The following is a 26,368-nucleotide window of genomic DNA, read 5'->3' as shown; positions in this document are numbered from 1 at the left end:
CGAGGTGCCCGTCGTCATGGGCATCGGGAACAATCTGCTGCATGGCGGAAATCATCCAGAAGGACGGCACGTGGGTCTTCGACGGTGACGCCCTCCGGCTCACCCCGGGGCGTGACAAGAACGTCAGCCTGCTCCGCAAGGAACTGGGCGAACTCACCGTCCCCCTCCACGCGTTGGCCGGTGTCTCCTTCGAGCAGGGCAGAAAGTCGGGGCGCCTGAGGCTGCGGCTGCGCGACGGCGCCGACCCGCTGCTCCAGGCGACCGGCGGCAAGCTGGCGGAGCCCAACGACCCGTACCAGCTGAACGTCGAGTCCGACCGCTACGGCGTCGCCGAGTACTTCGTGGACGAGGTCCGCAACGGGCTGCTGCTCGACGAGGTGCCGTCCGGTGCCGTCGACCGGTATCTGCTGCCCGGGCCCGCCGTACCGCTGTCCGTGTCGGCCGGGGACGGCACCGTGACCTTCGACGGTGAGCACATCCGGCTGGAGTGGAACTGGAAGACGGAGGACGCGAAGGCCGCCGCCGGCCCCCGTTCCCTCGCCGTCGCCGACATCGCGGCCGTGGAGTGGCATCCGGCGGTGGGCCTGGAGAACGGCTACCTGCGCTTCGGTGTGCGGCACGCGCCGACCAAGGCGCCGCCGAAGTACGACCCCAACTCCGTCGAGCTGTGGGGATTCAAGAAGGACCCTCTGATGGCGCTGGTCGCGGCGGCCGTCCAGGCCCGCCTGCCGCATCCGGCGGCGCCCGTGGCGGACGTACCGCCGCAGAGGCCGAAGGAGATCGCCGCACCGGCCGCCGACAGCACACCCGCCGAACACGACCACGACGCCCAGCTCCGCCGGCTCCGCGAACTCGGTGAGCTGCACCAGACCGGCGTACTCACGGACGACGAGTTCGCACTCGCCAAACAGGCGGTCCTCAAGCGCATGTAGAAACACTCGACACGCGCGGGAGAACCGCCTGTCGGACTCACTCGTGACTCACTCGTACGCCCTGCCTTCGGGGCATACGCGCATGCTCAGCGTACGCGGCGCGCGACCGTGAAGCGGTCGACCTCCTCGCCCGTCTCCGCGATACCGCGCACCGTCAGCGTGGCGAGGCGGCCCTTGGCGGCGGGGGTGACGTCGACGCGGAGGAAGGAGTAGTCGAGGTAGCGCACGCGCGACCAGGTGACCGTCTCGTTGACCTTGCCGTCCTTGGTGTTGATGAAGGAGGCGACCGAGTCGACCTCGTTCTCGTGGCCCTCGTAGGACAGCGGGGCGGTGAACGCGTAGAGGCTGCGACCGGCCGCGCCCGCCGTCACGTACACGACACCCTCGGTCTCGGGGTACGAGGTGCCGCCGATCGGCAGCTTCTTGGTGACCGCGCCGGCCTTGATGACATCCGTCCGCTCGTACTGGTGGTTGTGGCCGTTGATGACCAGGTCGACCGTGTACTTCTCGAACAGCGGCACCCACTCCTGGCGCACGCCCCCCTCCGAGGCGTGCGCGGTGGAGGTGCAGTAGGCGCAGTGGTGGAAGAAGACGACGACGAAGTCGACGTCCTTGGCGGCGCGGAACTTCTTGAGCTGCGCCTCCAGCCACTTGGTCTGCGTACCGCCGGAGATCCCCAGGTTGGCCGGGATCTCGAAGGAGATGTCGTTGGCGTCGAGCGAGATGACCGCCGTGTTGCCGTAGACGAAGGAGTACACGCCCGGGAGGTTCTTCTTGTCCGGGCCGTTGTCGGGAAGGTTCCAGCGGGCGTCCTCGCCGCCGTAGCCGTTGGGCGAGTACCAGGCCTCCATGTCGTGGTTGCCGTAGGCCGGCATCCACGGGACGGACTTGGCGACGGACTCGGTCTGCGCGAGGAACTGGTCCCACACGCGGGAGTCGAAGCCGGTGTCGGCGGTCTTGCCCTGTCCGGCCGGGTCGGCGTACGCGATGTCGCCGGCGTGCAGATGGAAAGCCGGGTTCTGGCCGAGCAGCAGGCTGTTGTTGGCGAGGCCGTGATAGCCGACGCCCTCGTCACCGAAGGCCGTGAAGGTGAACGGCTTCTTGTGGTCCGGGGCGGTGGTGAAGGTGCCGAGCGTGCCCAGCAGATGCGCCTCGGCCGGGTCGAAGCCGGCGTGGCCGACACCGTAGTAGTACGTCCTGCCGGGACGCAGGTGGCTGAGCTTGGCGTGCAGGTAGTACTGGGTGTGGTCGCCGCTGGCGCCGACACCGGCCGGCGTGTAGAGGGTCCGGACCTCGGCCTCGATCCTGCGGGAGAGGTCCCAGGGGTGTGCGCCGATCCGGATGAAGGGCTTCTTCACCGCGACCGGGACCTGCCAGGAGACGGTGATCTCCGTGCGGGGGTCGTTGCCCCAGGCGAGGTGGCGGCCGAAGGGGGCGACGAGCGCGCCGTCGACCTTCTCGGCCTGCGGGTACGTCTGCGTCGGTACGGAAGTCCGCGTGGCGGCCTGGGCGACGGCGCCCGGCACGAACGCACCGCCCGCGACGGCGCCGACAGTGACGGCACCGCTTCTGATCATCGTGCGCCGCGAGAACTTGGCGCGAAGGTACTCGTGCTGCTCAGCCATGCTCATGCGCTCGGCGAGCTGCTCCGGTACGCCCATGCGAGGAGTGTCCATGGCTGAAAACGGTGCTCTGGGCAGCCATCGCCATGCAGGACACAGGGTGAACAGGCCCCGAACAGGGTCCCATAAGAGTTTCAACAGACCGTTGCCCGATATCGGGCAGGATTCTTGCGATTGCCAGCGCTTTACCTCAGGATCGTCGGGTGCACGACGAACTCGTTGATCATCTGACGCGTACCACACCCCTCTCCCGGGGCGAGGCACTGCGGGTGATTCAGGACGTTCTCGCCTACTTCGACGAGACAACCGAGGATTATGTCCGTCGCCGCCACCGCGAACTCCAGGGCCAGGGACTGGTGAACGCGGAGATCTTCGACCGGATCGAGGCGGATCTGAAATACCGCGCGGTCGCACCACCGGAGCTCACCCTCCGTCAGCTGCGCCGCATCGTCTACGGCTAGGGACCAGGTACTTATATATGTGCGGGATTGTCGGATACATCGGCAGGCGTGACGTGGCGCCGCTGCTCCTCGAGGGCCTCCAGCGCCTGGAGTACCGCGGCTACGACTCGGCGGGCATCGTCGTGACCTCGCCGAAGGCGGCCGGCCTCAAGATGGTCAAGGCCAAGGGCCGGGTCCGGGACCTGGAGGCCAAGGTCCCCAAGCGCTTCGCCGGCACCACCGGCATCGCCCACACCCGCTGGGCCACGCACGGCGCCCCCTCCGACCACAACGCGCACCCGCACATGTCGGGGGACAACAAGGTCGCCGTCGTCCACAACGGGATCATCGACAACGCCTCCGAGCTGCGCAAGAAGCTCGAAGCCGACGGCGTCGAGTTCCTGTCCGAGACGGACACCGAGGTCCTCACCCACCTCATCGCCCGCTCCCAGGCGGACACCCTGGAGGAGAAGGTCCGCCAGGCGCTCCGGATCGTCGAGGGCACGTACGGCATCGCCGTCATGCACGCCGACTTCACCGACCGGATCGTGGTCGCCCGCAACGGCTCGCCGGTCGTCCTCGGCATCGGCGAGAAGGAGATGTTCGTCGCCTCGGACGTCGCCGCGCTGGTCACGCACACGCGCCAGATAGTGACGCTGGACGACGGCGAAATGGCCACCCTGAAGGCCGACGACTTCCGGACATACACGACCGAGGGCACGCGGACGACGGCCGAGCCGACCACCGTGGAGTGGGAGGCCGAGTCGTACGACATGGGCGGCCACGACACGTACATGCACAAGGAGATCCACGAGCAGCCCGAGGCCGTCGACCGCGTCCTGCGCGGCCGGATCGACGACCGCTTCTCCACGGTCCACCTCGGCGGCCTCAACCTGGACGCCCGCGAGGCGCGTGCCGTGCGGCGCGTGAAGATCCTCGGCTGCGGCACCTCGTACCACGCGGGCATGATCGGCGCCCAGATGATCGAGGAGCTGGCCCGCATCCCGGCCGACGCCGAGCCGGCCTCCGAGTTCCGCTACCGCAACGCGGTCGTCGACCCGGACACCCTCTACGTCGCGGTCTCCCAGTCCGGTGAGACGTACGACGTGCTGGCCGCCGTCCAGGAGCTGAAGCGCAAGGGCGCGCGGGTCCTGGGCATCGTGAACGTCGTCGGTTCGGCGATCGCCCGCGAGGCGGACGGCGGCATGTACGTGCACGCGGGCCCCGAGGTCTGCGTCGTCTCGACGAAGTGCTTCACCAACACCACCGTCGCCTTCGCCCTCCTCGCGCTGCACCTGGGCCGCACCCGCGACCTGTCGGTCCGCGACGGCAAGCGGATCATCGAGGGCCTGCGCAGGCTGCCCGGGCAGATCTCCGAGATCCTGGAGCAGGAGGAGGAGATCAAGAAGCTGGCCGAGGAGTACGCCGAGGCCCGTTCGATGCTCTTCATCGGCCGCGTCCGGGGCTACCCGGTGGCCCGCGAGGCCTCCCTGAAGCTGAAGGAGGTCTCGTACATCCATGCCGAGGCCTACCCCGCCTCGGAGTTGAAGCACGGCCCGCTGGCCCTCATCGAGCCCGCCCTGCCCACGGTCGCGATCGTCCCGAACGACGACCTCCTGGAGAAGAACCGCGCCGCCCTGGAGGAGATCAAGGCCCGCAGCGGCCGCATCCTCGCGGTGGCCCACCAGGACCAGGAGAAGGCCGACCAGACGATCGTCGTCCCGAAGAACGAGGACGAACTCGACCCGATCCTGATGGGCATCCCCCTCCAACTCCTCGCCTACCACACGGCGTTGGCGCTGGGCCGGGACATCGACAAGCCGCGGAACCTCGCCAAGTCGGTCACTGTGGAATAAGCGCCCACAAGGGCGCGCCCCTTTGGGGCGCGGGGAACTGCGCGAGCAACCCCCACGCACCCGCAGAGGCCAACGAACAGAGCGATCCCCCCGTGCTGCCACCAGACACGGGGGGATCGCCATATTCGCCGGGGGCCGCCCAACCCCCGGCCTGCGCAGCTAACCGGTGGCCGTCACGCCCCGGCCGGCAGCACGTCGCGGAAGAACCGTCGGCCAGTGAGCCAGCGCCGCGGTCGCCGCGTACCAGGCCACGAGCCCACCTGCCGCAGCGAACCACCCACCGACCTTGGCCAAACCGTCACTTGAGCCGAACCGCGCGATGGCGAGCAGCAACATCGCCACGAACAGCAGCCCGTACGCGCCCCGCGTGAGCGGAGCCGACGCGGCCGCACCCAGCGTCAGACTGAGCGCGACGAGCGCGAACAGCAGCAGGAACAACCCCGCCGCATTGTCGGAGACCTGGGCGTCGGCGCCGACACCCCAGGTGAACCAGAACGCCCCGAGCGCGGCGAACGCCGTACCGGTGAACGTGTCACGGTCGCGGAAGGCGAGCAGCCCGGCGATGAAGAGGGCGAGGCCGCCGACGTAGGTGGCGAGTGAGACCGCGTCCGCGGCCGTCACGCCGTCGATCACTTCGGTGTGCCCGAGGCCGAAGGCCAACAGGGTGAGTCCGAGCGCGAGTTGGCCGAGGATCGTGGTGGTGCTTCCCGCGGAGACGTCATTGTCCACGGCGGGCTCCCTTCGTGCATGTACCCCTACAGCTTGTTCAGTGACCGGTATATGCCCTTCACAAGCGCACAAACACCTCTACGCACAAGTAGGTTCACTCAGCGCAAGAAGGCGCCCACAAGGGAGTTCGGGCCGCGCCCGCCACTCATCTCGCGCAGGAGGAGGGGGAGTTACGGAATGACCACGACCGGCCGCTGAGCACGCTTCGCGAGCCGCCCGGCCACCGACCCGAAGATGCGCCCGACGATGCCGTGGGTCGAGCCGACGACGATCGCGTCCGCCTCGTACTCCCGCCCCACCTCTTCGAGTTCGTGGCAGATGTCGCCGCCGCGCTCGACAAGGATCCAGGGCACCTCGGCCAGATAGTCCGCGCACGCGAGTTCGAGCCCGAGGACCTCAGTTCTGTGGTCCGGCACGTCGACGAAGACAGGTGGCTCGCAGCCGGCCCACACCGTGGTGGGCAGCCGGTTGGCGACATGCACGATGATCAGGCCCGAACCGGAGCGGTGGGCCATGCCGATGGCGTACGCGAGGGCGCGCTCACTCGACGTCGAGCCGTCGAAACCGACGACGACACCGTGCTTGAACGCGGGGTCGCAGGACTGACGTGATTCTTCCGCCGCCAAGGGCTCGGCCGCCGTGTGATCGGCGACGGGGCGCTTGCGGTCCGCGGGTTCCAGGAATTCGTGACCGGCCATGGGATTCTCGGCGTTTTGATCCTCGTGGTGGGACGACGTGATGTGGGACGACAGAGTGCGGCGGAGCTGTGTCCGGGAATCATCTTCCCAACCCCATACCCCCAAGGGTACGGCCGCACGCCTCCGTAGCCCATAACCCGCACCTGCTCCGGACGGGTTCCAGGGAGCATGCCCGAGGGTGCGCCCGTAACGCAATGGTTGCTGCCACGTACAGGCTGTTTGCACAGGGTTCGCGTACATCCCACCCAGGTCGATCATGCTCACGCACATCTTCCGGACACGGCGGCCAGTGACCGACCGCTCGAACAAGCGTTGAACCCCGTGACCCATCGTCACAGGGAGCAGCCATGACCTCACCGACCCAGGAGTCCGCGAGCGACCTCATCCGCTGGGCGGCCTTCAGCTGCGTCCTGGTCCCCGTGGTGCTCGTCCTCTACGGCACGTCGCTCGGTGGCGCCGCCGGTACGGCACTGGGGCTGGCGGCTGTGACGGGGGTGTGCCGGGTGCTCCTGCGGCAGTCCGAGCGCGGCGCGGCCCGACTGCTGGCCGAAGAGAGCACCCCGCCCCGGGCGCGGCACGGCAGGACCGGTCCGGGTGCCCACCGGGGCGGCCGGCATTCCGGCGGAACTACACCGGTCGATTGACCTGTTTTCGCGCACGCGCCCGATGCTTTTCAGCCAACTTCCGGACACCGCACACCCCTTGGCCGAACAACCCCCAAACCCCCGTTCCACCTGCACTGAAAGGGTCCAGACGGGTCCGCGCACCCTACGCGGATTGGCCACTAGGACGAGGCGCACTTCCCTACGCGGCCCACTAGTGCAACGCTTCGTGATCGAATGCTTTACGCCAAGTTGCCAAGTCGACAATCTGTCGAGTGACGAACCTGGTCACCTCGGCATCATGGGACACAGTAGATTCGATCTTGACTGTCTACGGCGGGGGACTCGTGCAGGACCGAGGGGAAACGTGCAGGAGCGACACAACCGAGGAGCCGCGACCACCGAGGGGGGCTTAGCAGTATGAGCCACGACTCCACTGCCGCGCCGGAAGCCGCGGCCCGGAAACTTTCCGGGCGACGCCGCAAGGAGATCGTCGCGGTGCTGCTGTTCAGCGGCGGCCCCATCTTCGAGAGTTCCATACCACTTTCGGTGTTCGGGATTGACCGCCAGGACGCCGGAGTGCCGCGCTACCGACTATTGGTATGCGCCGGAGAAGATGGCCCGCTGCGGACCACCGGCGGGCTGGAACTGACAGCACCGAACGGCCTGGAAGCGATCGCGCGGGCAGGCACGGTCGTCGTGCCGGCCTGGCGTTCGATCACCGCGCCGCCACCGGAGGAGGCGCTCGACGCACTGCGCCGGGCCCACGAGGAGGGCGCGCGGATCGTAGGTCTGTGCACAGGCGCGTTCGTCCTCGCGGCGGCGGGCCTGCTGGACGGCCGCCCGGCGACCACGCACTGGATGTACGCACCGACGCTGGCCAAGCGCTATCCGTCCGTGCACGTCGATCCACGCGAACTCTTCGTGGACGACGGCGACGTACTGACGAGCGCCGGCACAGCAGCAGGCATCGACCTTTGCCTGCACATCGTGCGGACGGACCACGGCAACGAGGCGGCCGGTGCGCTGGCCCGCCGACTGGTGGTCCCGCCGCGCCGATCGGGCGGCCAGGAGCGCTACCTCGATCGGTCTTTACCAGAGGAGATCGGCGCCGACCCGCTCGCCGAGGTCGTCGCCTGGGCGCTGGAGCACCTCCACGAGCAGTTCGACGTGGAGACACTGGCGGCACGCGCGTACATGTCCCGTCGTACGTTCGACCGCCGCTTCCGCTCACTCACGGGAAGCGCGCCGCTGCAGTGGCTGATCACGCAACGCGTCCTCCAGGCCCAGCGTCTCCTGGAGACGTCGGACTACTCGGTGGACGAGGTCGCGGGCCGCTGCGGCTTCCGTTCCCCGGTGGCGCTGCGCGGCCACTTCCGCCGCCAGCTGGGCTCGTCCCCGGCCGCGTACCGCGCGGCGTACCGGGCACGCAGGCCGCAGAGTGAGCGCTTGTCCGAGCCGGACGGAGCGGTGAGCGGGGCGCAGGGAGGCCCCGGCATGGGTACGCCGACCACGGCGGGCCAGGGACACGGGCACGGCCCGGGTCACGGCCAGGGCGGCCACGACCGCGCCCTGCACCCGGAGAGCCCGGTCCCGATCCAGGCCCGCCGGACTGCGAGCACGGTCGGCCTGTCGGCGGAGCACGCACGGGATCCGTACGTCGGAAACCGCGCGAGCCTGCCGAGTCAGCGAAGCGGCACGTAAATGCTGGACGGGCTGGGGGTACGTCACCCAGCCCGTCCAACATTTCCAGCCCGGACGGCACCACCCAGCCCGGACGGCACCCTCCAGCCCGTCCGGCGTTTGAGGACGAGCGCGTTCAGCGCGACCGGGGGTCTGGGGGCAGAGCCCCCGGCCGAGGCCCACACCAACACCGGGTGCCCAACCCCCCGCACAACCCCACCGCACCGCTGGTCCGCCGCGCGCCCACTCCCCGTAAGGTGAGACGCATGAACGATCGCATGGTGTGGATCGACTGCGAGATGACCGGTCTCTCGTTGTCCGACGACGCGCTCATCGAGGTGGCCGCACTGGTCACCGACTCCGAGCTGAACGTACTCGGCGAGGGGGTGGACATCGTCATCCGTCCGCCCGACTCGGCGCTGGAGACGATGCCGGAGGTGGTGCGGCAGATGCACACCTCGTCCGGACTCCTCGACGAACTGGCCGGCGGTACGACACTGGCCGACGCCGAGGCGCAGGTCCTGGCGTATGTGCGCGAGCACGTCAAAGAACCGGGCAAGGCCCCGCTGTGCGGCAACACGGTCGGTACGGACCGCGGCTTCCTGCTCCGGGACATGAGCACCCTGGAGGCGTACCTCCACTACCGGATCGTGGACGTCAGTTCGGTGAAGGAGCTGGCCCGGCGCTGGTTCCCGCGGGCGTACTTCAACAGCCCGGACAAGAACGGCAACCACCGTGCCCTCGCCGACATCCGTGAGTCGATCGCCGAGCTGCGGTACTACCGCGAGGCGATCTTCGTACCGCAGCCCGGCCCGGACTCGGACACGGCCCGCACAATCGCGGCGAAGCACGTCCTGCCTGCGGCGCCGTAGCCCCGTACGACAGCCCGAACGACAGCCATTGTCTCCGGCCTCGCGACAGCCCCGAGAAAGCCGGGCGCGAGCACCCCTTCTGACCCTGTACACTTTTTCTCGGCCGGTCAGGAAGACCACTCGGACTTCCCAAGCCGGTCATGGTGGGTGTAGCTCAGCTGGTAGAGCACCTGGTTGTGGTCCAGGATGCCGCGGGTTCAAGTCCCGTCACTCACCCTGAATGATCAAGGGCTGACCCGTGAAAGCGGGTCAGCCCTTAGTCGTATCCCGCCCCTTGGGGACATCGGCTCCCCGGATCCGTCCGTGACCTGGCTCAATCCGCGCCGCACCAGGACCAGGGGTGGGCCGGTGCCGCACCCCCGGCCACAGCGGCCCCCGCCCCCGCCGTCAGGACGACGTACGGGTCATCAGCTCCGTAGGAAGCACCACCCGGCGTCGTTCCAATACCCGGGATGCCGTCGGACGGCGGTCCGCGACCTCCTCCAGGAGGAGGTCGATCATCGCCCGGCCCATTTCCACTATCGGCTGGCGGACGCTCGTCAGGGGCGGGTCCATGTGGCGGGCGATAGCCGAGTCGTCGTAGCCGACGAGGGCCACGTCGTCGGGTATGCGGCGGCCCAGTTCGCGCAGGACCTGGCGGGCGCCCGCCGCTGTCACGTCCGAGCCCGCGAAGACCGCGTCCAGATCAGGGCAGCGGGCGAGCAGGCGGGTCATCGCCCGACGGCCGCCCTCCTCCGTGAAGTCGCCCGGTTCGATCAGGTCCTCGTCCACCTCGTGGCCCGCCGCCTCCAGGGCGTCGCGGTAGCCGTCGACGCGGCGCTGGGCGCCGTACACGTCCAGGCGGCCCGTGATGTGGGCAACCTTGCGGCGGCCCCGGGACAGGAGGTGTTCGGCTGCCTGCCGGCCGCCTCCGTAGTTGTCGGAGTCCACCGAGGTGAGGGTTTCCGCAGCCGACCTCGGGCCGCTGATCACCGCCGGGATCTCCAGCTGGGCCAGCAGGTCGGGGAGCGGGTCGTCCGCGTGGGTCGAGACCAGCAGGACGCCGTCGACCCGGTGGGCGGCCAGGTACTGGGCGAGGCGTTCGCGCTCCCTGTCGCTGCCCGCGAAGATCAGCAGGAGCTGCATCTCCGTGTCCGAGATCGCGGCCCCCACACCGCGCAGCATGTCCGAGAAGTACGGTTCCGCGAAGAAGCGGGTCTCCGGCTCGGGGACGACGAGCGCGATCGCGTCCGTGCGGTTCGCCGCGAGGGCACGGGCCGCGGTGTTCGGGACGTAACCGAGTTCGGCGACCGCCGCCTCGACCGCCGCGCGGGTCGCGTCGCTGACCCTCGGTGAACCGTTGATCACCCGGGAGACCGTGCCGCGGCCCACTCCGGCGCGCGCGGCGACCTCTTCCAAGGTCGGCCGGCCACCGCTGCGGCCCCGCGCTCCGTGGCTTGCCATCTGGGGCTCCGCCCTTCCGCTGTCATCACCCTGGCCTGGAATCTAACAGTCCCCTCCGGGGTCGCCTGCCACCACCGGCGCCGCCCCGGCCCGACTCCCCGCGCTGGCCGATCTTCATCGGTCCGCGTCCCGTTCGTACCGACCCGCCGAGTTAGCTAACGGGCAGATAACTGAACGCACCTCCTCCCGTCATCGCCCTTGACACCCCCGCCCGGACCGACGAACCTTCAACACATCACCGATGGGAGCGCTCCCACGGTACCTGACACATACACATCCCGCACGTTCCCCGCCCGAGCCGCAGCACTGAATCAAGACGAACTAACGGGCCCAACAACGCAGTTGGCCGGGGGGTCGGCACGTCAGGGCAACAGGAGGACGCAATGCGAGCACGTACCCGAACCGCCCGTCGTCAGGCGGTGGTCCTCGCGGCCGTAGCGTCGCTGGGCGCCGGGCTGCTGGCCGGCTGTGCCGACGACGGCGGCGACAGCAAATCGCCGTCGGAGGGTGGCGGTGGCGGTGGCAAGACCACCCTCACGCTTGGCCTCTTCGGCGCCATGGGCTTCAAGGAAGCCGGTCTCTACGCCGAGTACGAGAAGCTCAACCCCAAGATCAAGATCGCCGACAACGTCATCCAGCAGAACGCGAACTACTACCCGCCGCTGCTGAACCACCTCACCACCAACAGCGGCCTGCTGGACATCCAGGCCGTCGAGGTCGCCAACATCTCCGAGATCGTGAGCACCCAGGCCGACAAGCTCACGGACTTCTCCAAGGTCGCCGGAGTGGACAAGAGCAAGTGGCTCGACTGGAAGTGGGCGCAGGCCACGACCAAGGACGGCCAGACGGTCGGCCTCGGTACCGACGTCGGCCCGACGGCCATCTGCTACCGCAAGGACCTCTACGAGCAGGCCGGTCTGCCCACGGAACCCGCGAAGGTCGGCGCACTGTGGGCCGGTGACTGGGCCAAGCTCGTCACCGTCGGCGAGCAGTACAAGAGGAAGGCACCCAAGGGCACCTTCTTCATGGACTCCCCCGGCGGTCTGCTCAACGGGATCATCGGCAGTGAGAAGGAGAAGTTCTACGACGCCTCCGGCGAGATCATCTACAAGTCGAACCCAGCTGTCAGGGCCGCGTTCAAGCTGACCGCGGAGGCCGCCGAGAAGGGGCTGGTCCAGTCGCAGACGCAGTTCCAGCCGGGCTGGAACTCGACGATCGCCAACAGCAAGTTCGCCACGATCTCCTGCCCGCCGTGGATGCTCGGCACGCTGAAGGACAACTCGAAGCCGGAGTCGAAGGGCAAGTGGGCCGTCGCCAACGCACCCAAGGGCGGCAACTGGGGCGGCACCTTCCTGACCGTGCCCAAGAGCGGCAAGAACGTGGCGGAGGCCCAGAAGTTCGTGGCCTGGCTGACCGCGCCGAAGCAGCAGGCGACGCTGTTCAAGGTGCAGGCCAGCTTCCCGAGCGCCCCCTCGGCGTACACCATGCCCGAAGTCACCGGCGCGGTGAACGAGATGACCGGTGACCAGCCGATCGGCACGATCTTCGCCGAAGCCGCCAAGTCCGCCCCGGTCCAGGTGATCGGCCCGAAGGACCAGATCATCCAGGAGGGTCTGTCGGACAACGGCGTCATCCTGGTGACGAAGGGCAAGTCGGAGCAGGAAGCCTGGGACGCGGCAACCAAGACCATCGACAACAAGCTGGACAAGTGACCCGTATGACCACCCGTCACGACACCGCCGTGCCCCCCGTGAAGGAGGGGGGCACGGCCCCGGGCCGCTCGCCCGAGGACGTCTCCCCCGCGGCCGAGAAGAAGCGGGCCCGGCTGTCCCGCCGCTGGCAGCGGGACATTCGCTGGAGCCCGTACGCCTTCGTCTCCCCGTTCTTCCTGTTGTTCGTCGCCTTCGGCATGTTCCCGCTGCTCTACACGGGCTGGGCCTCGCTGCACCAGGTGGAGCTGACAGCGCCGACCGACATGAACTGGGTCGGGCTGCGCAACTACACCCGGATCTTCGACGACGAGTTCTTCTGGAACGCGGCGAAGAACACCCTGACCATCGGCATCATCTCCACCGTTCCGCAGCTGATGATGGCCATGGGCATCGCCCACCTGCTCAACTACAAGCTGCGGGCCTCGACCTTCTTCCGGGTCGCGATGCTCGCGCCGTACGCGACCTCGATCGCCGCCGCCTCGCTGGTGTTCGTCCTGCTCTTCGGCCGCGACTACGGCATGATCAACTGGGCGCTCGACACCGTCGGCATCAGCCCGGTCGACTGGCAGAACGACAAGTGGCCCTCACAGATCGCCGTCTCGTCGATCATCGTCTGGCGCTGGACCGGCTACAACGCGCTGATCTACCTCGCCGCGATGCAGGCCATCCCGCATGACCTGTACGAGTCGGCGGCCCTGGACGGGGCCAGCCGCTGGAAGCAGTTCATCCATGTGACGCTGCCGGCCCTGCGCCCGACGATCCTGTTCACCGTCGTGGTCTCCACCATCGGGGCGAGCCAGGTCTTCGGTGAGCCCCTGCTGTTCGACGCCAACAAGGGCACCTCGGGCGGCGCGGAGCACCAGTTCCAGACGCTCGGCCTGTACCTGTACGAGCAGGGCTGGGTCGCCCAGCACCTGGGCCGCGCCTCGGCGATCGCCTGGACGATGTTCCTGATGCTGATCGTCATCGGCATCATCAACTACGTCATCTCGCGCCGGCTGCGCGCCAGTAGCTAAGGAGTCCCGGCCGTGACGACGACATTGACACCCCCCGACGCCAAGCCGACCGAGAAGGCCAAGCGTCCCCGCCTGCCGAAGTCCGCGCGGGCCGGCGGGCAACTGCACGGCGGTCCGATCGCGTACGCGATCCTGATCATCTTCACGATCGTCTCGCTGCTCCCGCTGGTGTGGACGGCGGTCGCCGCCTCGCGCGACAACAACCGGCTGGCGCAGACCCCGCCGCCGTTCTGGTTCGGCGGCGGTCTCTTCGACAAGCTCGAAATCGCCTGGACGGACGCCAACCTGGGCGAGGCTTTCTTCAACACCACGATCGTGGCGGGCGTTTCGTCGCTGACCATCGTCTTCCTGTCGACGATCGCCGGTTTCGCCTTCGCCAAGCTGCGGTTCCGGGGCCGGGGCGCCCTGATGCTGATCGTGATCGGCACGATGATGGTGCCGCCGCAGCTGAGTGTGATCCCGCTGTACATGATGGTCGCCAAGCTGGACTGGACCGACCAGTTGCAGGCGGTCATCCTCCCCTCGCTGGTGAGCGCGTTCGGCGTGTTCTTCATGCGGCAGTACCTGACCCAGGCACTGCCGGACGAGATCATCGAGGCCGCCCGGGTCGACGGTGCGAGCAGTTGGCGTGTGGTGTGGCACGTGGTGTTCCCGGCCGCGCGGCCTGCGATGGCCGTGCTCGGCATGCTGACGTTCGTGCAGACCTGGAACGACTTCATGTGGCCGTTCCTGGTGCTGACCCAGACCGGCAACCCGACCGTGCAGGTCGCGGTGGCCGCCCTCGGTCGCGGCTACACCCCCGACCAGTCCCTGATCATGGCGGGCGCGCTGCTCGGCACGCTGCCGCTGCTGATCGTCTTCGCGATCTTCGGCAAGCAGATCGTGGGCGGGATCATGCAGGGCGCCGTGAAGGGCTGACCCGCACCCAGAGCATTGGGCTGACCCGCACAAGGACTCTCGTACGGGAACTCTCCTGGGGGCCGGGTCACCGCCGCCTCGGCCCCCTCGCACTTCCCCCCACTTCCCCAGCCGTCTACCCGGCGGCCTCCACGACCTCCTATGGGAGCGCTTCCATGCCTGAACCCGTTACCCCGGTGACCTTTCCTCCCGCCTTCCTCTGGGGCGCAGCGACCTCCGCGTACCAGATCGAGGGGGCGGTGCGGGAGGACGGCCGCACCCCCTCGATCTGGGACACGTTCAGCCATACGCCGGGCAAAACGGCGGGCGGCGAGCACGGTGACATCGCTGTCGACCACTACCACCGCTACCGCGACGACGTGCAGATGATGGCCGACCTGGGCCTCACCGCGTACCGCTTCTCCGTCTCCTGGTCGCGGGTGCAGCCGACCGGCCGAGGGCCCGCGGTCCAGCGCGGGCTGGACTTCTACCGGCGGCTCGTCGACGAGCTGCTCGAACACAACATCAAGCCCTCGCTCACCCTCTACCACTGGGACCTCCCGCAGGAGCTGGAGGACGCGGGCGGCTGGCCGGAGCGGGAGACCGCGCTGCGTTTCGCCGAGTACGCCCAGATCATGGGCGAGGCGCTGGGCGACCGCGTCGAGCAGTGGACCACGCTCAACGAGCCCTGGTGCAGCGCGTTCCTCGGTTACGCCTCGGGTGTGCACGCCCCCGGCCGGACCGAACCGCTGGCCTCCCTCCGGGCGGCGCATCACCTCAACCTGGCGCACGGGCTGGGCACTTCGGCCCTGCGTGCGGCGATGCCGGCCCGCAACACCGTCTCGGTGAGCCTCAACTCCTCGGTGGTCAGGCCACTTTCGCAGACCCCCGAGGACCTGGTCGCGGTCCGGAAGATCGACGACCTGGCCAACGGCGTCTTCCACGGCCCGATGCTGCACGGCGCCTACCCGGAGACCCTGTTCGCCGCCACCTCGTCGATCACTGACTGGTCGTACGTCCTGGACGGCGACCTCCCGCTGATCAACCAGCCGTTGGACGCGCTGGGCCTCAACTACTACACCCCGGCGCTGGTGTCGGCGGCCGAGGAGAAGCCGAGCGGTCCGCGCGCCGACGGTCACGGGGCGAGCGACTTCTCGCCGTGGCCGGGGGCGGACGAGGTCCTCTTCCACCAGTCGCCGGGCGAGCGCACGGAGATGGGCTGGTCGATCGACCCGACGGGCCTGCACGACCTGATCATGCGGTACACGAAGGAGGCTCCGGGCCTGCCGATCTACATCACCGAGAACGGCGCCGCCTACGACGACAAGCCCGAGTCCGACGGCCGCGTCCACGACCCCGAGCGGATCGCCTACCTCCACGGCCATCTGCGGGCGGTCCGGCGCGCGATCGCCGAGGGCGCGGACGTTCGCGGCTACTACCTGTGGTCCCTGATGGACAACTTCGAGTGGGCATACGGCTACGGCAAGCGCTTCGGCGCGGTGTACGTCGACTACGCGACCCTGGCCCGCACCCCGAAGTCGAGCGCCCTCTGGTACGGCCGCGCGGCCCGCAGCGGCACCCTGCCGCCGGCGAACGCCGAGTGAGCCGACGGGGGCGTTGATCGGGGCTTTGACCGGGGGACGGGGCGCGGCACCTGAGGGGGGTGCCGCGCCCCCTGCCTGCCCACTGACTCGACGCGGACCCGGACTCGGACACCGACTCGGGCTCGGACTCCGACTCCGACTCGGGCTCGGGCTCGGACACCGACTCCGACTCGGGCTCGGGCTCGGGCTCGGGCTCGGGCTCGGGCTCGGACACCGACTCCGACTCGGGCTCGGACACGGACACGGGCTCGGGCTCGGACACGGGCTCGGGCTCGGACACGGACACGGGCTCGGACACGGACACGGGCTTCGACCTCTCCGGCGGGTCAGCGGAAGACCGACGGCGGCGGTGCCGGTGAGGCGATCGCCGCCGCGTCCGTGACCGGTACGGCTCCGCCGGTGAAGTCGGTGAGGGCGCGGCCGTGTTCGAGGCGGGCGGGGTGCGGGTCGGAGGCAGTGCGGCGAGTCAGTTCGGCGATGGGCAGCGGGTGCGCGGAGCCGACGAGCACCGCGTTGCCGAACCGTTTCCCCCGCAGCACTGTGGGGTCGGCGATCAGGGCCAGCTCGGGGAAGACGGCTCCTGCGGTGGCGATCTGGCCCCGCAGATGGGCGAGCGGCGGCCCGTCGGCAAGGTTGGCGGCGTAACAGCCGGCGTCGTTCACGACCCTGCGTACGTCCGTCAGGAACTCGACCGACGTCAGATGGGCCGGGGTGCGCGCCCCGCTGAACACGTCGGCGATGACGAGGTCGGCCCAGCCGTCGGGGATCTTCGCGAGTCCTTCGCGGGCGTCGGTGGAGCGCACCCGGATACGGGCGCCCGGATCCAACGGCAGCTCGCGGCGGACCAGTTGGACGAGGGCCGCGTCCCGCTCGACGGCCTGCTGGGTGGATCGGGGGCGGGTCGCGGCGACGTACCGGGCGAGGGTGAGGGCGCCGCCGCCGAGGTGCACGACCTGCACAGGCTTGCCGGGCGGGGCGACGAGGTCGATCACATGACCGAGGCGGCGCTGGTACTCGAAGGAGAGGTAAGCCGGGTCGTCGAGGTCGACGTGGGACTGTGGGGCGCCGTCGATGAGCAGTGTCCAGGCGCGCGCCCGGTCCCGGTCGGGGATCAGCTCGGCGAGCCCGCCGTCGACCGTCTCGACGACGGCCTCGGCGGCCGACTGTCCGCGCCGCGCGTTTCTGGACTTTCCCATTCCCTCATTATCGGGGTGCGCGAACACCTCGGCCCAACCATGACCGTACTGCGACCGTACGGCGGTCGTGCCAGGTCAGCGGCGGTTGTCGGCCGCCTCGATGAGCCGGGCCGCCTCACCGAGGGCCGCGCGGAGCACCGTCGGGTCGGTGGCCAGGTCCGCGTCTCCGGGCGGGAGCAGCCAGTCCGAGCCCTCGACCGGGGGTTCGGGATCGGGCACCGCGAGGCTCAGGCCACGCCCGTTGGTCTCCGTGCAGGTGCTGCCCGGGACGTCCCAGGCCGCGGCGGTGCCCCTCGGGACGAGGAAACCGAGGGTGTCGCAGCCGTCGTCGTGCAGTACGGGGCCGACCGCGTCGCCGGCGCCCCTGCGCAGGATGTCGACCGCCTCCAGCCCCTGCCGCGCCGGAACCGTCACCAGATCACAGTTGGGCACTTTGTTTGACGCGGACGATGCGGGCAACGCGAGTGATGTACGCCCTCTGAACGGCGCACAAGGATCGGTGCTCTGACTGATCTCCATCCCGGCCTCCACTACGGAACCCCTCCTGAAACGAGTGGGTCGGGAGTTCGGGTAGCTCCCGGTCCATCCGGTTCAACGCGTCGGAACGTCAACGGCTACGGCCCAAGACCGCCGCAAAGGATGGCAGTTCATGGCAGATCGTGGATGAGATATCCGGTTTGTAGCCAAACCCCGCATGGCGGGTCGTGCACAGCGGGTACGTTCTTGCCCGCCGGAAACAGGACGTCCGATGGATAACTGTTCCAACTCGTCAGGAATCCGGCACGGTTCGACGGTTCGCAGAGAGGGCCCGGCCATGACGTCGTCAACGGTGACCTCGTCGCAGTCCCCCCGGCCGCCACGGCCGAACCTCGCCTTTCGGCAGTTGCGCGGGCAGCGCTCTCCGGGCGAGTTCGCCGCGGCGGTACGGCGGGCCGCCCGCGAGATCGGGGAGCGGGTCAGCTGTGACGCTCGTTACGTCGGTCGGGTCGAAGCGGGTGAGATCCGCTGCCCCAACTACGCGTACGAGCGGGTGTTCCTGCATATGTTCCCCGGCCGGACCCTGGCCGACCTGGGGTTCGCGCCCCGCGCGTCGGTACGCGGACGCGGAGCGCGCGAAACGGAGGACGCGCCCCCCGCGCACGCCGCGATCCCGACGTCCGGCACCGGTGAGACACCGGGGGCGTACGAGCCGTATGACATGCAGGACGCGCAGGACCCGTACGAAACGCACGACAACTACGAGGAGAGCGACGTGCTGCGTCGCGCATTCATGACGGGTGGTGCCACTGTGGCAGCCGCCTCCCTGAGCCCCTTCGGGCTCGCCTACGAGGCCTCGGCCGCGGACCGTCCCACGCGCCGCGTCGGAGCCGGTGAGGCGAGCGCCCTGGAAGAGGCCGTACGCCGCATCAGACTGCTCGACGACCGGCACGGCGCGGACGGCCTCTACCGACGCGCCGCCGCCCCGCTGCGGGCCGCCTACGAACTGCTCGACGCGGGCGCGGTACGGCAGACCACCGCCGACCGGCTGCACGCGGGCGCGGGTGAACTCGCCATCTCCGTCGGCTGGCTGGCGCACGACTCGGGCCGCTTCGACGACGCGCGCTCGCACTACGCGGAGGCACTGGCGACCGCCCGCGTGTCCGGGGACGCGGCCCTGGAGGCACACGCCTTCTGCAACACGGCGTTCCTCGCGCGCGACGCGGGGCGTCCGCGCGAGGCGGTCAGAGCGGCGCAGGCCGCGCAGCGCGTGGCCCGGCCCCTGGGCTCGCCCCGTCTGATGTCGCTGCTCGCGCTGCGCGAGGCGGGCGGCTGGGCGGGCCTCGCCGACCGCGCCGGCTGCGAACAGGCACTGGCGCGGGCCCAAGGGCTGTACCAACGCGGCCCCTCGGAGGCCGACCCCGAGTGGATGAGCTTCTACGGGGAGGCCGAGCTGGAGGGCCTGGAGGCGCAGTGCTGGTCGACACTGGGCGACTGGCCCCGCGCGGCCCGGCACGCCCGCCGCGCGGCCCATCTCCAGAACCCGCACTTCACCAGGAACATCGCCCTCTACACGGCCGAACTCACCGACGACCTGGCCCGCGGCGGCCACCCGGACGAGGCTGCGACGGCAGGCATGCGGGTGCTGGATCTGCTGGACGAGGTCCAGTCGTCCCGTATCCAGACGATGCTGGCGGCGACGGCGAGGGTGCTTCTGCCTCACCGGCGGGCGGCAGGGGTGTCGGCGTTCCTGGAACGCCACGCGAGTCTGCCGCGCACGGCATAGCTGCGGGGCGGGGCCCTTCAATCCTGCCCGGCTGCGGGCCCGGTGGGGGCTGATCGCGCCCACGCGGCGGAGCCACACAATGTCACAGCCCCGCGCCCCTCTAAGGGCGCCTCAGCCGACGGAGTTCCCACGTGCCGAGCGGCTCGCCCACCTGTCCGGCTGCGGGCCCGGTGGGGGCTGGTCGCGCCCACGCGGCGGAGCCGCACAATGTCACAGCCCCGCGCCCCTGAAGGGGCACTCCAGTCGGCCGGGGTTCATAGGCACCGAAGTGCCGGCCCAGCCACGCGGCTGCGGGCACACGCGGCGCCCGTTCAGCCCGCCCGGCCGCGGGCATGCGTGTCGCTAGGGGCGGCGCCCGTGTCACCGCGAGCGGCACCCCGTAAGCGCCGGGTAGCGAATCGCACCCGCCGTCAGCACCGGCGCCGGGTGCGGTTCGCTACCCGGCCAGGTGCCCCAAGTCGTTCCAGCTCTCGATCGCCGGTTCCCCGTAGGCCCAGCCCAGTATCGACAGCGACGTCGGATTCAGTCGGATCCGTGCCGCGAACTCGAGCGGCAGCCCCAGCCAGCGCGCGCCGATCGACCGCAGGATGTGGCCGTGCGCGAACACCAGCACGTCACGATCCTCCGACCGCGCCCACGCGACCACCTCGTCCGCGCGCGCGGTGACCGCCTCCAGGCTCTCGCCCCCTGGGACCCCGTCCCGCCAGATCAGCCACCCCGGCCGCACGGCCTGGATCTCCGCGGGAGTCATGCCCTCGTACGCCCCGTAGTCCCACTCCATCAGCGTGTCCCACTCGGCCGCGCGCTCACCGAACCCGGCGATCTCGCACGTCTCACGCGCGCGTGCCAGCGGGCTCGTGCGCACCTCGACGCCCGCAAGCCCCTCGAAGGGCGCCCGGTGCAGTCGTTCGCCGAGCAGCTTGGCACCGCGCCGGCCCTCCTCCAGGAGGGGGATGTCGGTCCTGCCGGTGTGCTTGCCGGACAGCGACCACTCCGTCTGTCCGTGCCGGGCCAGCAGGATGCGCGATGACATGAGGAGCCCTTCCGGGGGGAGACGGTAAGCGTGGCGAACAAGGCGAAAGGTGGAGGAAAAGGAGCGCCGAAGCGAATCAGGTGTACCTATTGGCGAAAAACCGAGGCGGAACCCCTCCATCATCGCGCACGCTGTCCGGGGGCAACCGAGGGGCCGATCTTTGCGTCCTGTGTGACAGGGGCGCTTCATGGGGCGTTCACGTACACCGTAAAATCGGGCGAACCGCAGGCCACCGACGACGGAGGCGCAGCTAGACGGGGACAGAGAGTGGGAGAGACGATCGGATGCCGGCGACCGATACTGCACGGCCCGAGACGGCCTCGCCCACCCGCCTCCGCTGGTGGACCGAGCTGCCACTGATCCTGCTGGTCTACGCGTGCTATTCGGCCGGACGCCTGCTGGTGCGGGGCGACGAGTCGACCGCCGTCGAGCACGGCCTGGCGATCCTCAGGTTCGAGAAGTCCTGGTGGTTGAACGCCGAGCACCCGCTCAACCGCCTGTTCACCCGCGAACCCTGGATCGGCATACCGGCCGACTTCTGGTACGCGTCGCTGCACTACCTCGTCACCCCCGCCATCCTGATCTGGCTCTTCCGGTCCCGTGCCGTCCGCTACCGGGCGGCCCGCACCTGGCTGATGACCTCGACCTTCATCGGCCTCATCGGCTTCACCCTGCTGCCCACCTGCCCGCCCCGCCTCCTGGAGGCCGGCCACGGCTTCGTGGACACGATGGCCCAGTACAGCTCGTACGGCTGGTGGGGCGGCCAGGCCAGCGCCCCGCGAGGGCTCGGCGGCATGACGAACCAGTACGCGGCGATGCCGAGCCTGCACGTCGGCTGGGCCCTGTGGTGCGGAGTGATGCTGTGGCGGTACGGCGGTACGCGCACCACCAAGGTCCTGGCCGTCGTCTACCCGTTGATCACGACGATCGTCGTGATGGGCACCGCGAACCACTACTTCCTCGACGCGGCCGCGGGCGCCGCAGTGATGGGCCTCGGGCTGCTGCTGGCACCGCTCGTCATACGGAACGCGGACCGGGCGAGGGTGTGGATCACGGCCCGCGTCGCACCCGTCGCAACGCGCTCTCGCGGCGCAGAGGCCCCAATTGTCAGTGGTGGATGCCAGACTTCCCCGCGTGAGCGAATTCCAAGGCAGCGCGAGTCCGTCTTCGGGCCAGTTCCCGGGCCAGAAGCCAAGCCGGGTGCCGCTTCCGCGGACGCGGGGGACGGCGCTGCGGCAGCGGCTCGCTGAGCTGCGCGGTCCGGCGGTACCACCGAAGGCACTGGACGCGCGCGCCCTCGCGGCCCTCGCCGCCAACCCCGGGTGCAGACGACGCGCGATCCTGGACGGCGCGGGGGTGAACAAGGCGACGCTGGCGAGCGCGCTGGGCTCACCGTCCGCCTTCGGACAGTCCCAGTTCGCCCTGGCGCGCGGCAACACCTTCGAGGCCCGGGTCAAGGCCGACGGCGGCGCGGAGCTGCTCCGGCTGGTGCACGAGAAGCTGGACCCGGGTGCGGTAGCCCCGGCGGAGGCCGAGGTCCCCGACCTCACGGCGACCGGGCCGGAGGGCCGCACGGCACGGACGGCACTGGCCCTGCGCGACGCCACAACCGCGAGGGCCGGCACCGGTACCGGCGGCTGGACGCTCCTCGACCACCCCATGCTCGCCCTCGACGTCGCGGGCTCCCCGGCCTTCCTGGAGCCGGACGCGGTGGTCGTACACCCGGACGGCAGCTGGTCGGTCGTGGAGATCAAGTCCTTCCCGATGCTGGACGGTTCGGCGGACCCCGCCAAAGTGGGCGCGGCGGCCCGTCAGGCCGCGGTGTATGTGCTGGCGCTGGAGGAGGTCGCCGCCCGGCTCACCCAGGGCAGCGATCCGGCGCCGACGGTGCGCCACCGTGTGCTGCTGGTCTGCCCGAAGGACTTCTCCAACCTTCCGGCCGCCTCCGCGGTCGACGTCCGCAAACAGCGCGCGGTGACCGGCCGCCAGCTGTCCCGGCTGACCCGCATCGAGGACATCGCCGAGGCCCTCCCCGAGGGCACCTGCTTCGCCCCGGACCTGCCCACCGCCGAACTGACCGCGGCGGTCGAGTCGGTCCCCGCGGAGTACGCGCCGGAGTGCCTGTCCGCGTGCGAGCTGGCCTTCCACTGCCGCGACCGTTCCCGCGCGCAGGGCGCGGTGACATCCCTGGGCCGTTCCGTACGGTCCGAACTGGGCGCCCTCACCACGGTCGACGACGTGTTGTCGGCGGCCCACGGCCGGTCCGGTGACCCCCAGGACCCGACAGTGGCCGCGCTACGGAGGGCTGCGACCCTGCGCGCGGAGGCGCTGCGCGGCGCCGAACTCGCCGCTCCGGAGCCGGGGTTGGAACCGGAGGGCGCCGTATGTCGCTGATCGCCACCCTCGCCCGCCTCGAAGCCGTCAGCACCGGCCGCGCCCAGCCCGCCGCCACCGTCCGGCACCGGCACCTGTCCGGGCGGCCCCTCGTCCTCGTACCGCTCACCACCGCCGGTGAGGCCGGGGCCCCGCTGGGGGCGCTGGTCGGCGATGACCGGGACGCGCCGCGCCTGCTCGTCGTACCGCAGCCGCGCGACCGCGACCTGAGGTTCGCGTTCCTCGCCGAACTCGCCGACGTCGTCCTGCCGTTCATCGACTCCTACGCCGACGCCGTGGAGGCCGCAGAGCGCAACGAGATCGACCCGGAGACCGGCAAGCGCATCAAGGTCGAGGTCGAACTGTGCGCGGACGCACCCCAGTTGATCGTCCCGAGCCGCGCCGGCATCGACTTCGTACGGCTGCTGGGCCGCTCGATGCGCTTCAGGCGTACGGCGGAACAGGACCCGGAGACACCGCATCCCGCGCCGCCCCGGGTGCCGTTGCTCGGCCGCTGGTTCACGCACTACGGGGAGCGCGCCCGGGTCCCCGGGTCCGCACTCCTCCTGGCGCTGACGGACGTGCTGTCGCGGCACTGGGCCACCGGGCAGTCCACGCTGGAGGACCAGCACCTGGGCGCACTACTGGCCTGGATCGATCCGCCGGACGGCGTGTCGGGCGCCGAGGCTGCGCTGCGGGCCGAGTTGGCGCGGGACGGGAAGGGGCAGCTGCTGTGGCCGCCGGCCGGTCCGGCGACCGACCCCGCGTTCGACAACAAGCTGCTCGCCCCCGCGATCGAGAACTACAACCGCGCGCGGACCGCGCTCGCCGCCGCCGAGGACGGCGAGTCGGCGGACGACCGGCTCGGTGAACTCACCGCCGCCGAGCGGGAGATCCGCGCTCTCGTCGAGAGCCGTACGCGGCCCACCTGGGACGCGGTGTGGCGCGGCCTCGACCTGCTGCGGACACTGCCGGAGGGCGCCCACGCGGCGGACCGGTGGACGCGCGACCGCTGGTCGTTCACCGGCCACCGCGACCGGGTCACCGCGGGCGAGCCCCCGCAGCCGCGCCGCGACGACGCGGTGACGGCAGCCAACAAACTGGCCACGCGCGAGCGTGAACAGGCCCGGCTGGAGGCCCAGGAGGCCCTGGACGACCCGCTGGTGATGGCGGGCCGGCGGCTGTCCGGGGAGGCGTTCGCGGGCGAGGTCACGGACGTCGTCATGACGTACAGCGACGGCAAACGCCCGAGCCCGCGCCCACTGGTCACCGTACGCACGGACGACCGTCCGCAGCTCGGCGAGCGGGTGAAGGTGTACCGCTCGCTGGGCGGCAAGCCACAGGCGGCGGAGTTCGTGGGCCATGAGGAGGGCCACGGGGGCGAGGGGAAGGGCGCCGACGGGAAGGGTGATGAGGGGGCTGCGCTGATCGTTCTTCGGGTGGTCGACAAGATGGGCCGGGGCAAGGAGCCCGAGGTCGGATCGGTGCCCGAGAAGGGGGACCTGGTCTGCTTCACGCTCTTCGAGCACGAACAGCGGGGCGGCGCGAAGCTCCCCGACGCGGACCAGACCCCGTGGACCCACGGCGGACCACCGGGCGAGGAAGCGACACCGGCGCTACCGGCGGCCGACCCGGTGACCAATGAGGACGTGCTGTGAACGCCGGTTCGCGGAGGGGTATTTCGATCGCCGCCGCCCGACAACACCGCCGGGGCCGCCGCCGCACCGAGGCTGACGTCCGGACGACAGCCCGCGCGCACAGGGGCACTTCGGCCTCCGGCGACCGCCGCCACCCCACCCCCGAGGAAGGCCCCCTGTGAACCCCGCTCACCCCCCGCAGGCCGCCTTCGATCCCGGCGCCGCCGCCGGCCGGGCCACCGACGCGATCCTCCATGACACGCTGCACGGCACCCACCGTGGAGTCGTCGTCGACTCGCCGCCCGGGGCCGGGAAGTCCACGCTCGTGGTCCGGGCCGCGCTCGAACTGGCCGAGGCCGGGCGCCCGTTGATGGTCATCGCGCAGACGAACGCCCAGGTCGACGACCTCGTCGTCCGCCTCGCCGAGAAGAACCCCGAGCTGCCGGTGGGCCGCCTGCACAGCAGCGACTCCGACCCGTACGACAAGTCGCTGGACGACCTGCCGAACGTACGGAAGTCCGCCAAGGCCGCCGAACTCGCGGGCCTGGACGTGGTTATCTCCACGGCCGCCAAGTGGGCCCACGTCAAGGTCGACGAGCCGTGGCGGCACGCGATCGTGGACGAGGCGTACCAGATGCGCTCGGACGCGCTGCTCGCCGTTGCCGGACTGTTCGAGCGGGCCCTGTTCGTGGGCGACCCGGGCCAGTTGGACCCCTTCTCGATCGTCGGCGCGGAGCAGTGGGCGGGCCTGTCGTACGATCCCTCGGCCTCGGCGGTCACCACCCTCCTGGCCCACAACCCCGAGCTGCCCCAGCACCGCCTGCCGGTGTCCTGGCGGCTCCCGGCCTCGGCCGCGCCCCTCGTCTCGGCCGCCTTCTACCCGTACACCCCGTTCCGCAGCGGCACCAGCCACGGCGACCGGCGGCTCGCCTTCGCGGTCCCGTCGGACGGCTCGGGCCCGGACCGGGTGCTCGACGAGGCCGCCGAATCGGGCTGGGGCCTGCTGGAACTCCCCGCCCGGCACACCCCTCGTACGGACCCCGAGGCGGTACGCGCGGTCGCCATGGTCGTACGCCGCATGCTGGACCGGGGCGGCGCGGCCACCTCGGAGCGCGGGCCCGAGCCGACGCCTCTCACGGCCGACCGGATCGCGGTCGGCACCGCACACCGGGACCAGGCGGCGGCGGTCCGGGCGGCGCTCGCCGAGCTGGGGGTGGCGGACGTCACCGTAGACACGGCGAACCGCCTCCAGGGGCGGGAGTTCGACGTGACGGTGGTCCTGCACCCTCTCTCGGGCCGCCCCGACGCCACCGCCTTCCACCTGGAGACGGGCCGCCTCTGTGTCCTGGCCTCCAGACACCGGCACGCGTGCGTGGTGGTGTGCCGGGCGGGGGTGACCGAACTCCTGGACGATCATCCGTCGACGGAGCCGGTGCAGCTGGGGGTGACGGTGAAGTTCCCGGACGGCTGGGAGGCGAACCATGCGGTGCTGTCACATCTGGCGGAGCACCGGGTCGCCTGGCGGCCCTGACCCGGCAGTCGTGACGTGCACTCCGGCGGCCGACCGGCAGACGCCCACCACCGGCGCCGCCCAATCGCCGGACGGAGTCCGGCACACCGCCGGAGGCGGCCGATGAACACAGCCCGGACGGCTGGGAGGCGAACCATGGCGAACCATGCGGTGCTGTCGCAGCTGGCGGAGCACCGGGCCGCCTGGCGGCCGTAGGGGCAGATCAGCTGCCCTGTCGGGCGAACCCGGG

At 70.4% G+C, this 26,368-nt stretch carries 22 protein-coding genes and 1 tRNA gene; 16 read left to right on the top strand and 7 right to left on the bottom strand.

The genetic code is table 11. The annotated features are described in order from the left end of the window. Positions 1-41: 41 nt before the first annotated feature. A complete protein-coding gene (locus OG734_RS31255; RefSeq protein WP_330290779.1) occupies positions 42-932 on the top strand; it encodes a DUF4429 domain-containing protein in 891 nt (296 codons plus the stop codon). 86 nt (positions 933-1,018) lie between these two features. Here the strand turns inward: OG734_RS31255 and OG734_RS31250 are convergent, their stop codons facing one another. Continuing rightward, the gene (locus tag OG734_RS31250; RefSeq protein ID WP_330293854.1) at positions 1,019-2,593 is read right to left on the bottom strand and encodes a purple acid phosphatase family protein; all 1,575 of its coding nucleotides are present in this window, start codon (positions 2,591-2,593) and stop codon (positions 1,019-1,021) included. Between the two features lie 164 nt (positions 2,594-2,757). Here OG734_RS31250 and OG734_RS31245 point away from each other — a divergent pair, with 164 nt between their 5' ends. Together OG734_RS31245 and glmS are read left to right on the top strand one after the other, a co-directional pair. Beyond that, positions 2,758-3,015: a hypothetical protein gene (locus OG734_RS31245; protein WP_330290778.1), complete on the top strand. Its 258-nt coding sequence runs from the start codon at positions 2,758-2,760 to the stop codon at positions 3,013-3,015. Between the two features lie 17 nt (positions 3,016-3,032). After that, positions 3,033-4,850, top strand: a complete 1,818-nt coding sequence (gene glmS, locus OG734_RS31240; protein ID WP_330290777.1) for a glutamine--fructose-6-phosphate transaminase (isomerizing) — start codon at positions 3,033-3,035, stop codon at positions 4,848-4,850. 159 nt (positions 4,851-5,009) lie between these two features. Here glmS and OG734_RS31235 read toward each other — a convergent pair whose 3' ends face one another. Both OG734_RS31235 and OG734_RS31230 read right to left on the bottom strand, forming a co-directional pair. Next, entirely contained in the window at positions 5,010-5,579 is a 570-nt protein-coding gene (locus OG734_RS31235; RefSeq protein ID WP_330290776.1) for an acetate uptake transporter, read from the bottom strand. A 170-nt stretch (positions 5,580-5,749) separates the two neighbouring features. After that, the gene (locus OG734_RS31230) at positions 5,750-6,277 is read right to left on the bottom strand and encodes a universal stress protein (protein WP_330290775.1); all 528 of its coding nucleotides are present in this window, start codon (positions 6,275-6,277) and stop codon (positions 5,750-5,752) included. A gap of 347 nt (positions 6,278-6,624) precedes the next feature. Here OG734_RS31230 and OG734_RS31225 point away from each other — a divergent pair, with 347 nt between their 5' ends. From OG734_RS31225 to OG734_RS31210, 4 genes are all read left to right on the top strand, one after another. Next, entirely contained in the window at positions 6,625-6,921 is a 297-nt protein-coding gene (locus OG734_RS31225; RefSeq protein WP_330290774.1) for a hypothetical protein, read from the top strand. 378 nt (positions 6,922-7,299) lie between these two features. Beyond that, a complete protein-coding gene (locus tag OG734_RS31220) occupies positions 7,300-8,583 on the top strand; it encodes a helix-turn-helix domain-containing protein (RefSeq protein ID WP_330290773.1) in 1,284 nt (427 codons plus the stop codon). 245 nt (positions 8,584-8,828) lie between these two features. After that, positions 8,829-9,434 (top strand): oligoribonuclease, encoded by a 606-nt coding sequence (gene orn, locus OG734_RS31215; protein ID WP_330290772.1) that lies wholly within the window; start codon positions 8,829-8,831, stop codon positions 9,432-9,434. A gap of 143 nt (positions 9,435-9,577) precedes the next feature. Continuing rightward, positions 9,578-9,650 (top strand) — tRNA-His (locus OG734_RS31210). A gap of 171 nt (positions 9,651-9,821) precedes the next feature. On the opposite strand, the gene OG734_RS31205 is transcribed toward OG734_RS31210, so the two are convergent. Beyond that, a complete protein-coding gene (locus tag OG734_RS31205) occupies positions 9,822-10,877 on the bottom strand; it encodes a LacI family DNA-binding transcriptional regulator (RefSeq protein WP_330290771.1) in 1,056 nt (351 codons plus the stop codon). A 383-nt stretch (positions 10,878-11,260) separates the two neighbouring features. Between OG734_RS31205 and OG734_RS31200 the strand changes: the two genes are divergently transcribed. The 4 genes from OG734_RS31200 (at position 11,261) to OG734_RS31185 (ending at position 16,106) form a co-directional block, all read left to right on the top strand. After that, entirely contained in the window at positions 11,261-12,589 is a 1,329-nt protein-coding gene (locus tag OG734_RS31200; protein WP_330290770.1) for an ABC transporter substrate-binding protein, read from the top strand. Between the two features lie 5 nt (positions 12,590-12,594). Continuing rightward, complete coding sequence (locus OG734_RS31195; protein WP_330293853.1) at positions 12,595-13,605, top strand: carbohydrate ABC transporter permease; 1,011 nt, start codon at positions 12,595-12,597, stop codon at positions 13,603-13,605. Between the two features lie 12 nt (positions 13,606-13,617). Continuing rightward, a complete protein-coding gene (locus tag OG734_RS31190; RefSeq protein WP_330290769.1) occupies positions 13,618-14,523 on the top strand; it encodes a carbohydrate ABC transporter permease in 906 nt (301 codons plus the stop codon). A 155-nt stretch (positions 14,524-14,678) separates the two neighbouring features. Further along, positions 14,679-16,106 (top strand): GH1 family beta-glucosidase, encoded by a 1,428-nt coding sequence (locus OG734_RS31185; protein ID WP_330290768.1) that lies wholly within the window; start codon positions 14,679-14,681, stop codon positions 16,104-16,106. Positions 16,107-16,432: 326 nt separating this feature from the next. On the opposite strand, the gene OG734_RS31180 is transcribed toward OG734_RS31185, so the two are convergent. Together OG734_RS31180 and OG734_RS31175 are read right to left on the bottom strand one after the other, a co-directional pair. Then, on the bottom strand, positions 16,433-17,302 hold the full coding sequence (locus tag OG734_RS31180) for a spermidine synthase (RefSeq protein ID WP_330290767.1): 870 nt from the start codon (positions 17,300-17,302) through the stop codon (positions 16,433-16,435). A 75-nt stretch (positions 17,303-17,377) separates the two neighbouring features. Continuing rightward, entirely contained in the window at positions 17,378-17,821 is a 444-nt protein-coding gene (locus OG734_RS31175) for a hypothetical protein (RefSeq protein WP_330290766.1), read from the bottom strand. A 295-nt stretch (positions 17,822-18,116) separates the two neighbouring features. On the opposite strand from OG734_RS31175, the gene OG734_RS31170 reads away from it, so the two are divergent. Then, positions 18,117-19,565: a hypothetical protein gene (locus OG734_RS31170; RefSeq protein ID WP_330290765.1), complete on the top strand. Its 1,449-nt coding sequence runs from the start codon at positions 18,117-18,119 to the stop codon at positions 19,563-19,565. 436 nt (positions 19,566-20,001) lie between these two features. Here the strand turns inward: OG734_RS31170 and OG734_RS31165 are convergent, their stop codons facing one another. Beyond that, entirely contained in the window at positions 20,002-20,598 is a 597-nt protein-coding gene (locus OG734_RS31165; protein WP_330290764.1) for a histidine phosphatase family protein, read from the bottom strand. 284 nt (positions 20,599-20,882) lie between these two features. On the opposite strand from OG734_RS31165, the gene OG734_RS31160 reads away from it, so the two are divergent. The 4 genes from OG734_RS31160 to OG734_RS31145 all read left to right on the top strand — a co-directional run bounded on the left by OG734_RS31160 (position 20,883) and on the right by OG734_RS31145 (position 26,139). Continuing rightward, entirely contained in the window at positions 20,883-21,848 is a 966-nt protein-coding gene (locus tag OG734_RS31160; protein ID WP_330290763.1) for a phosphatase PAP2 family protein, read from the top strand. Further along, the gene (locus OG734_RS31155) at positions 21,799-22,992 is read left to right on the top strand and encodes a hypothetical protein (protein ID WP_330290762.1); all 1,194 of its coding nucleotides are present in this window, start codon (positions 21,799-21,801) and stop codon (positions 22,990-22,992) included. The genes OG734_RS31160 and OG734_RS31155 overlap by 50 nt, the downstream gene beginning before the upstream one ends. After that, on the top strand, positions 22,983-24,629 hold the full coding sequence (locus OG734_RS31150; protein ID WP_330290761.1) for a hypothetical protein: 1,647 nt from the start codon (positions 22,983-22,985) through the stop codon (positions 24,627-24,629). The genes OG734_RS31155 and OG734_RS31150 overlap by 10 nt, the downstream gene beginning before the upstream one ends. A gap of 157 nt (positions 24,630-24,786) precedes the next feature. Further along, a complete protein-coding gene (locus OG734_RS31145) occupies positions 24,787-26,139 on the top strand; it encodes an AAA domain-containing protein (RefSeq protein ID WP_330290760.1) in 1,353 nt (450 codons plus the stop codon). The last annotated feature ends 229 nt before the right edge of the window (positions 26,140-26,368 follow it).

Source organism: Streptomyces sp. NBC_00576, from assembly GCF_036345175.1.
Lineage (GTDB): Bacteria > Actinomycetota > Actinomycetes > Streptomycetales > Streptomycetaceae > Streptomyces.
The sequence above is the reverse complement of the archived record's forward strand: the minus strand, read 5'-3'. Positions and strand labels throughout refer to the sequence as shown.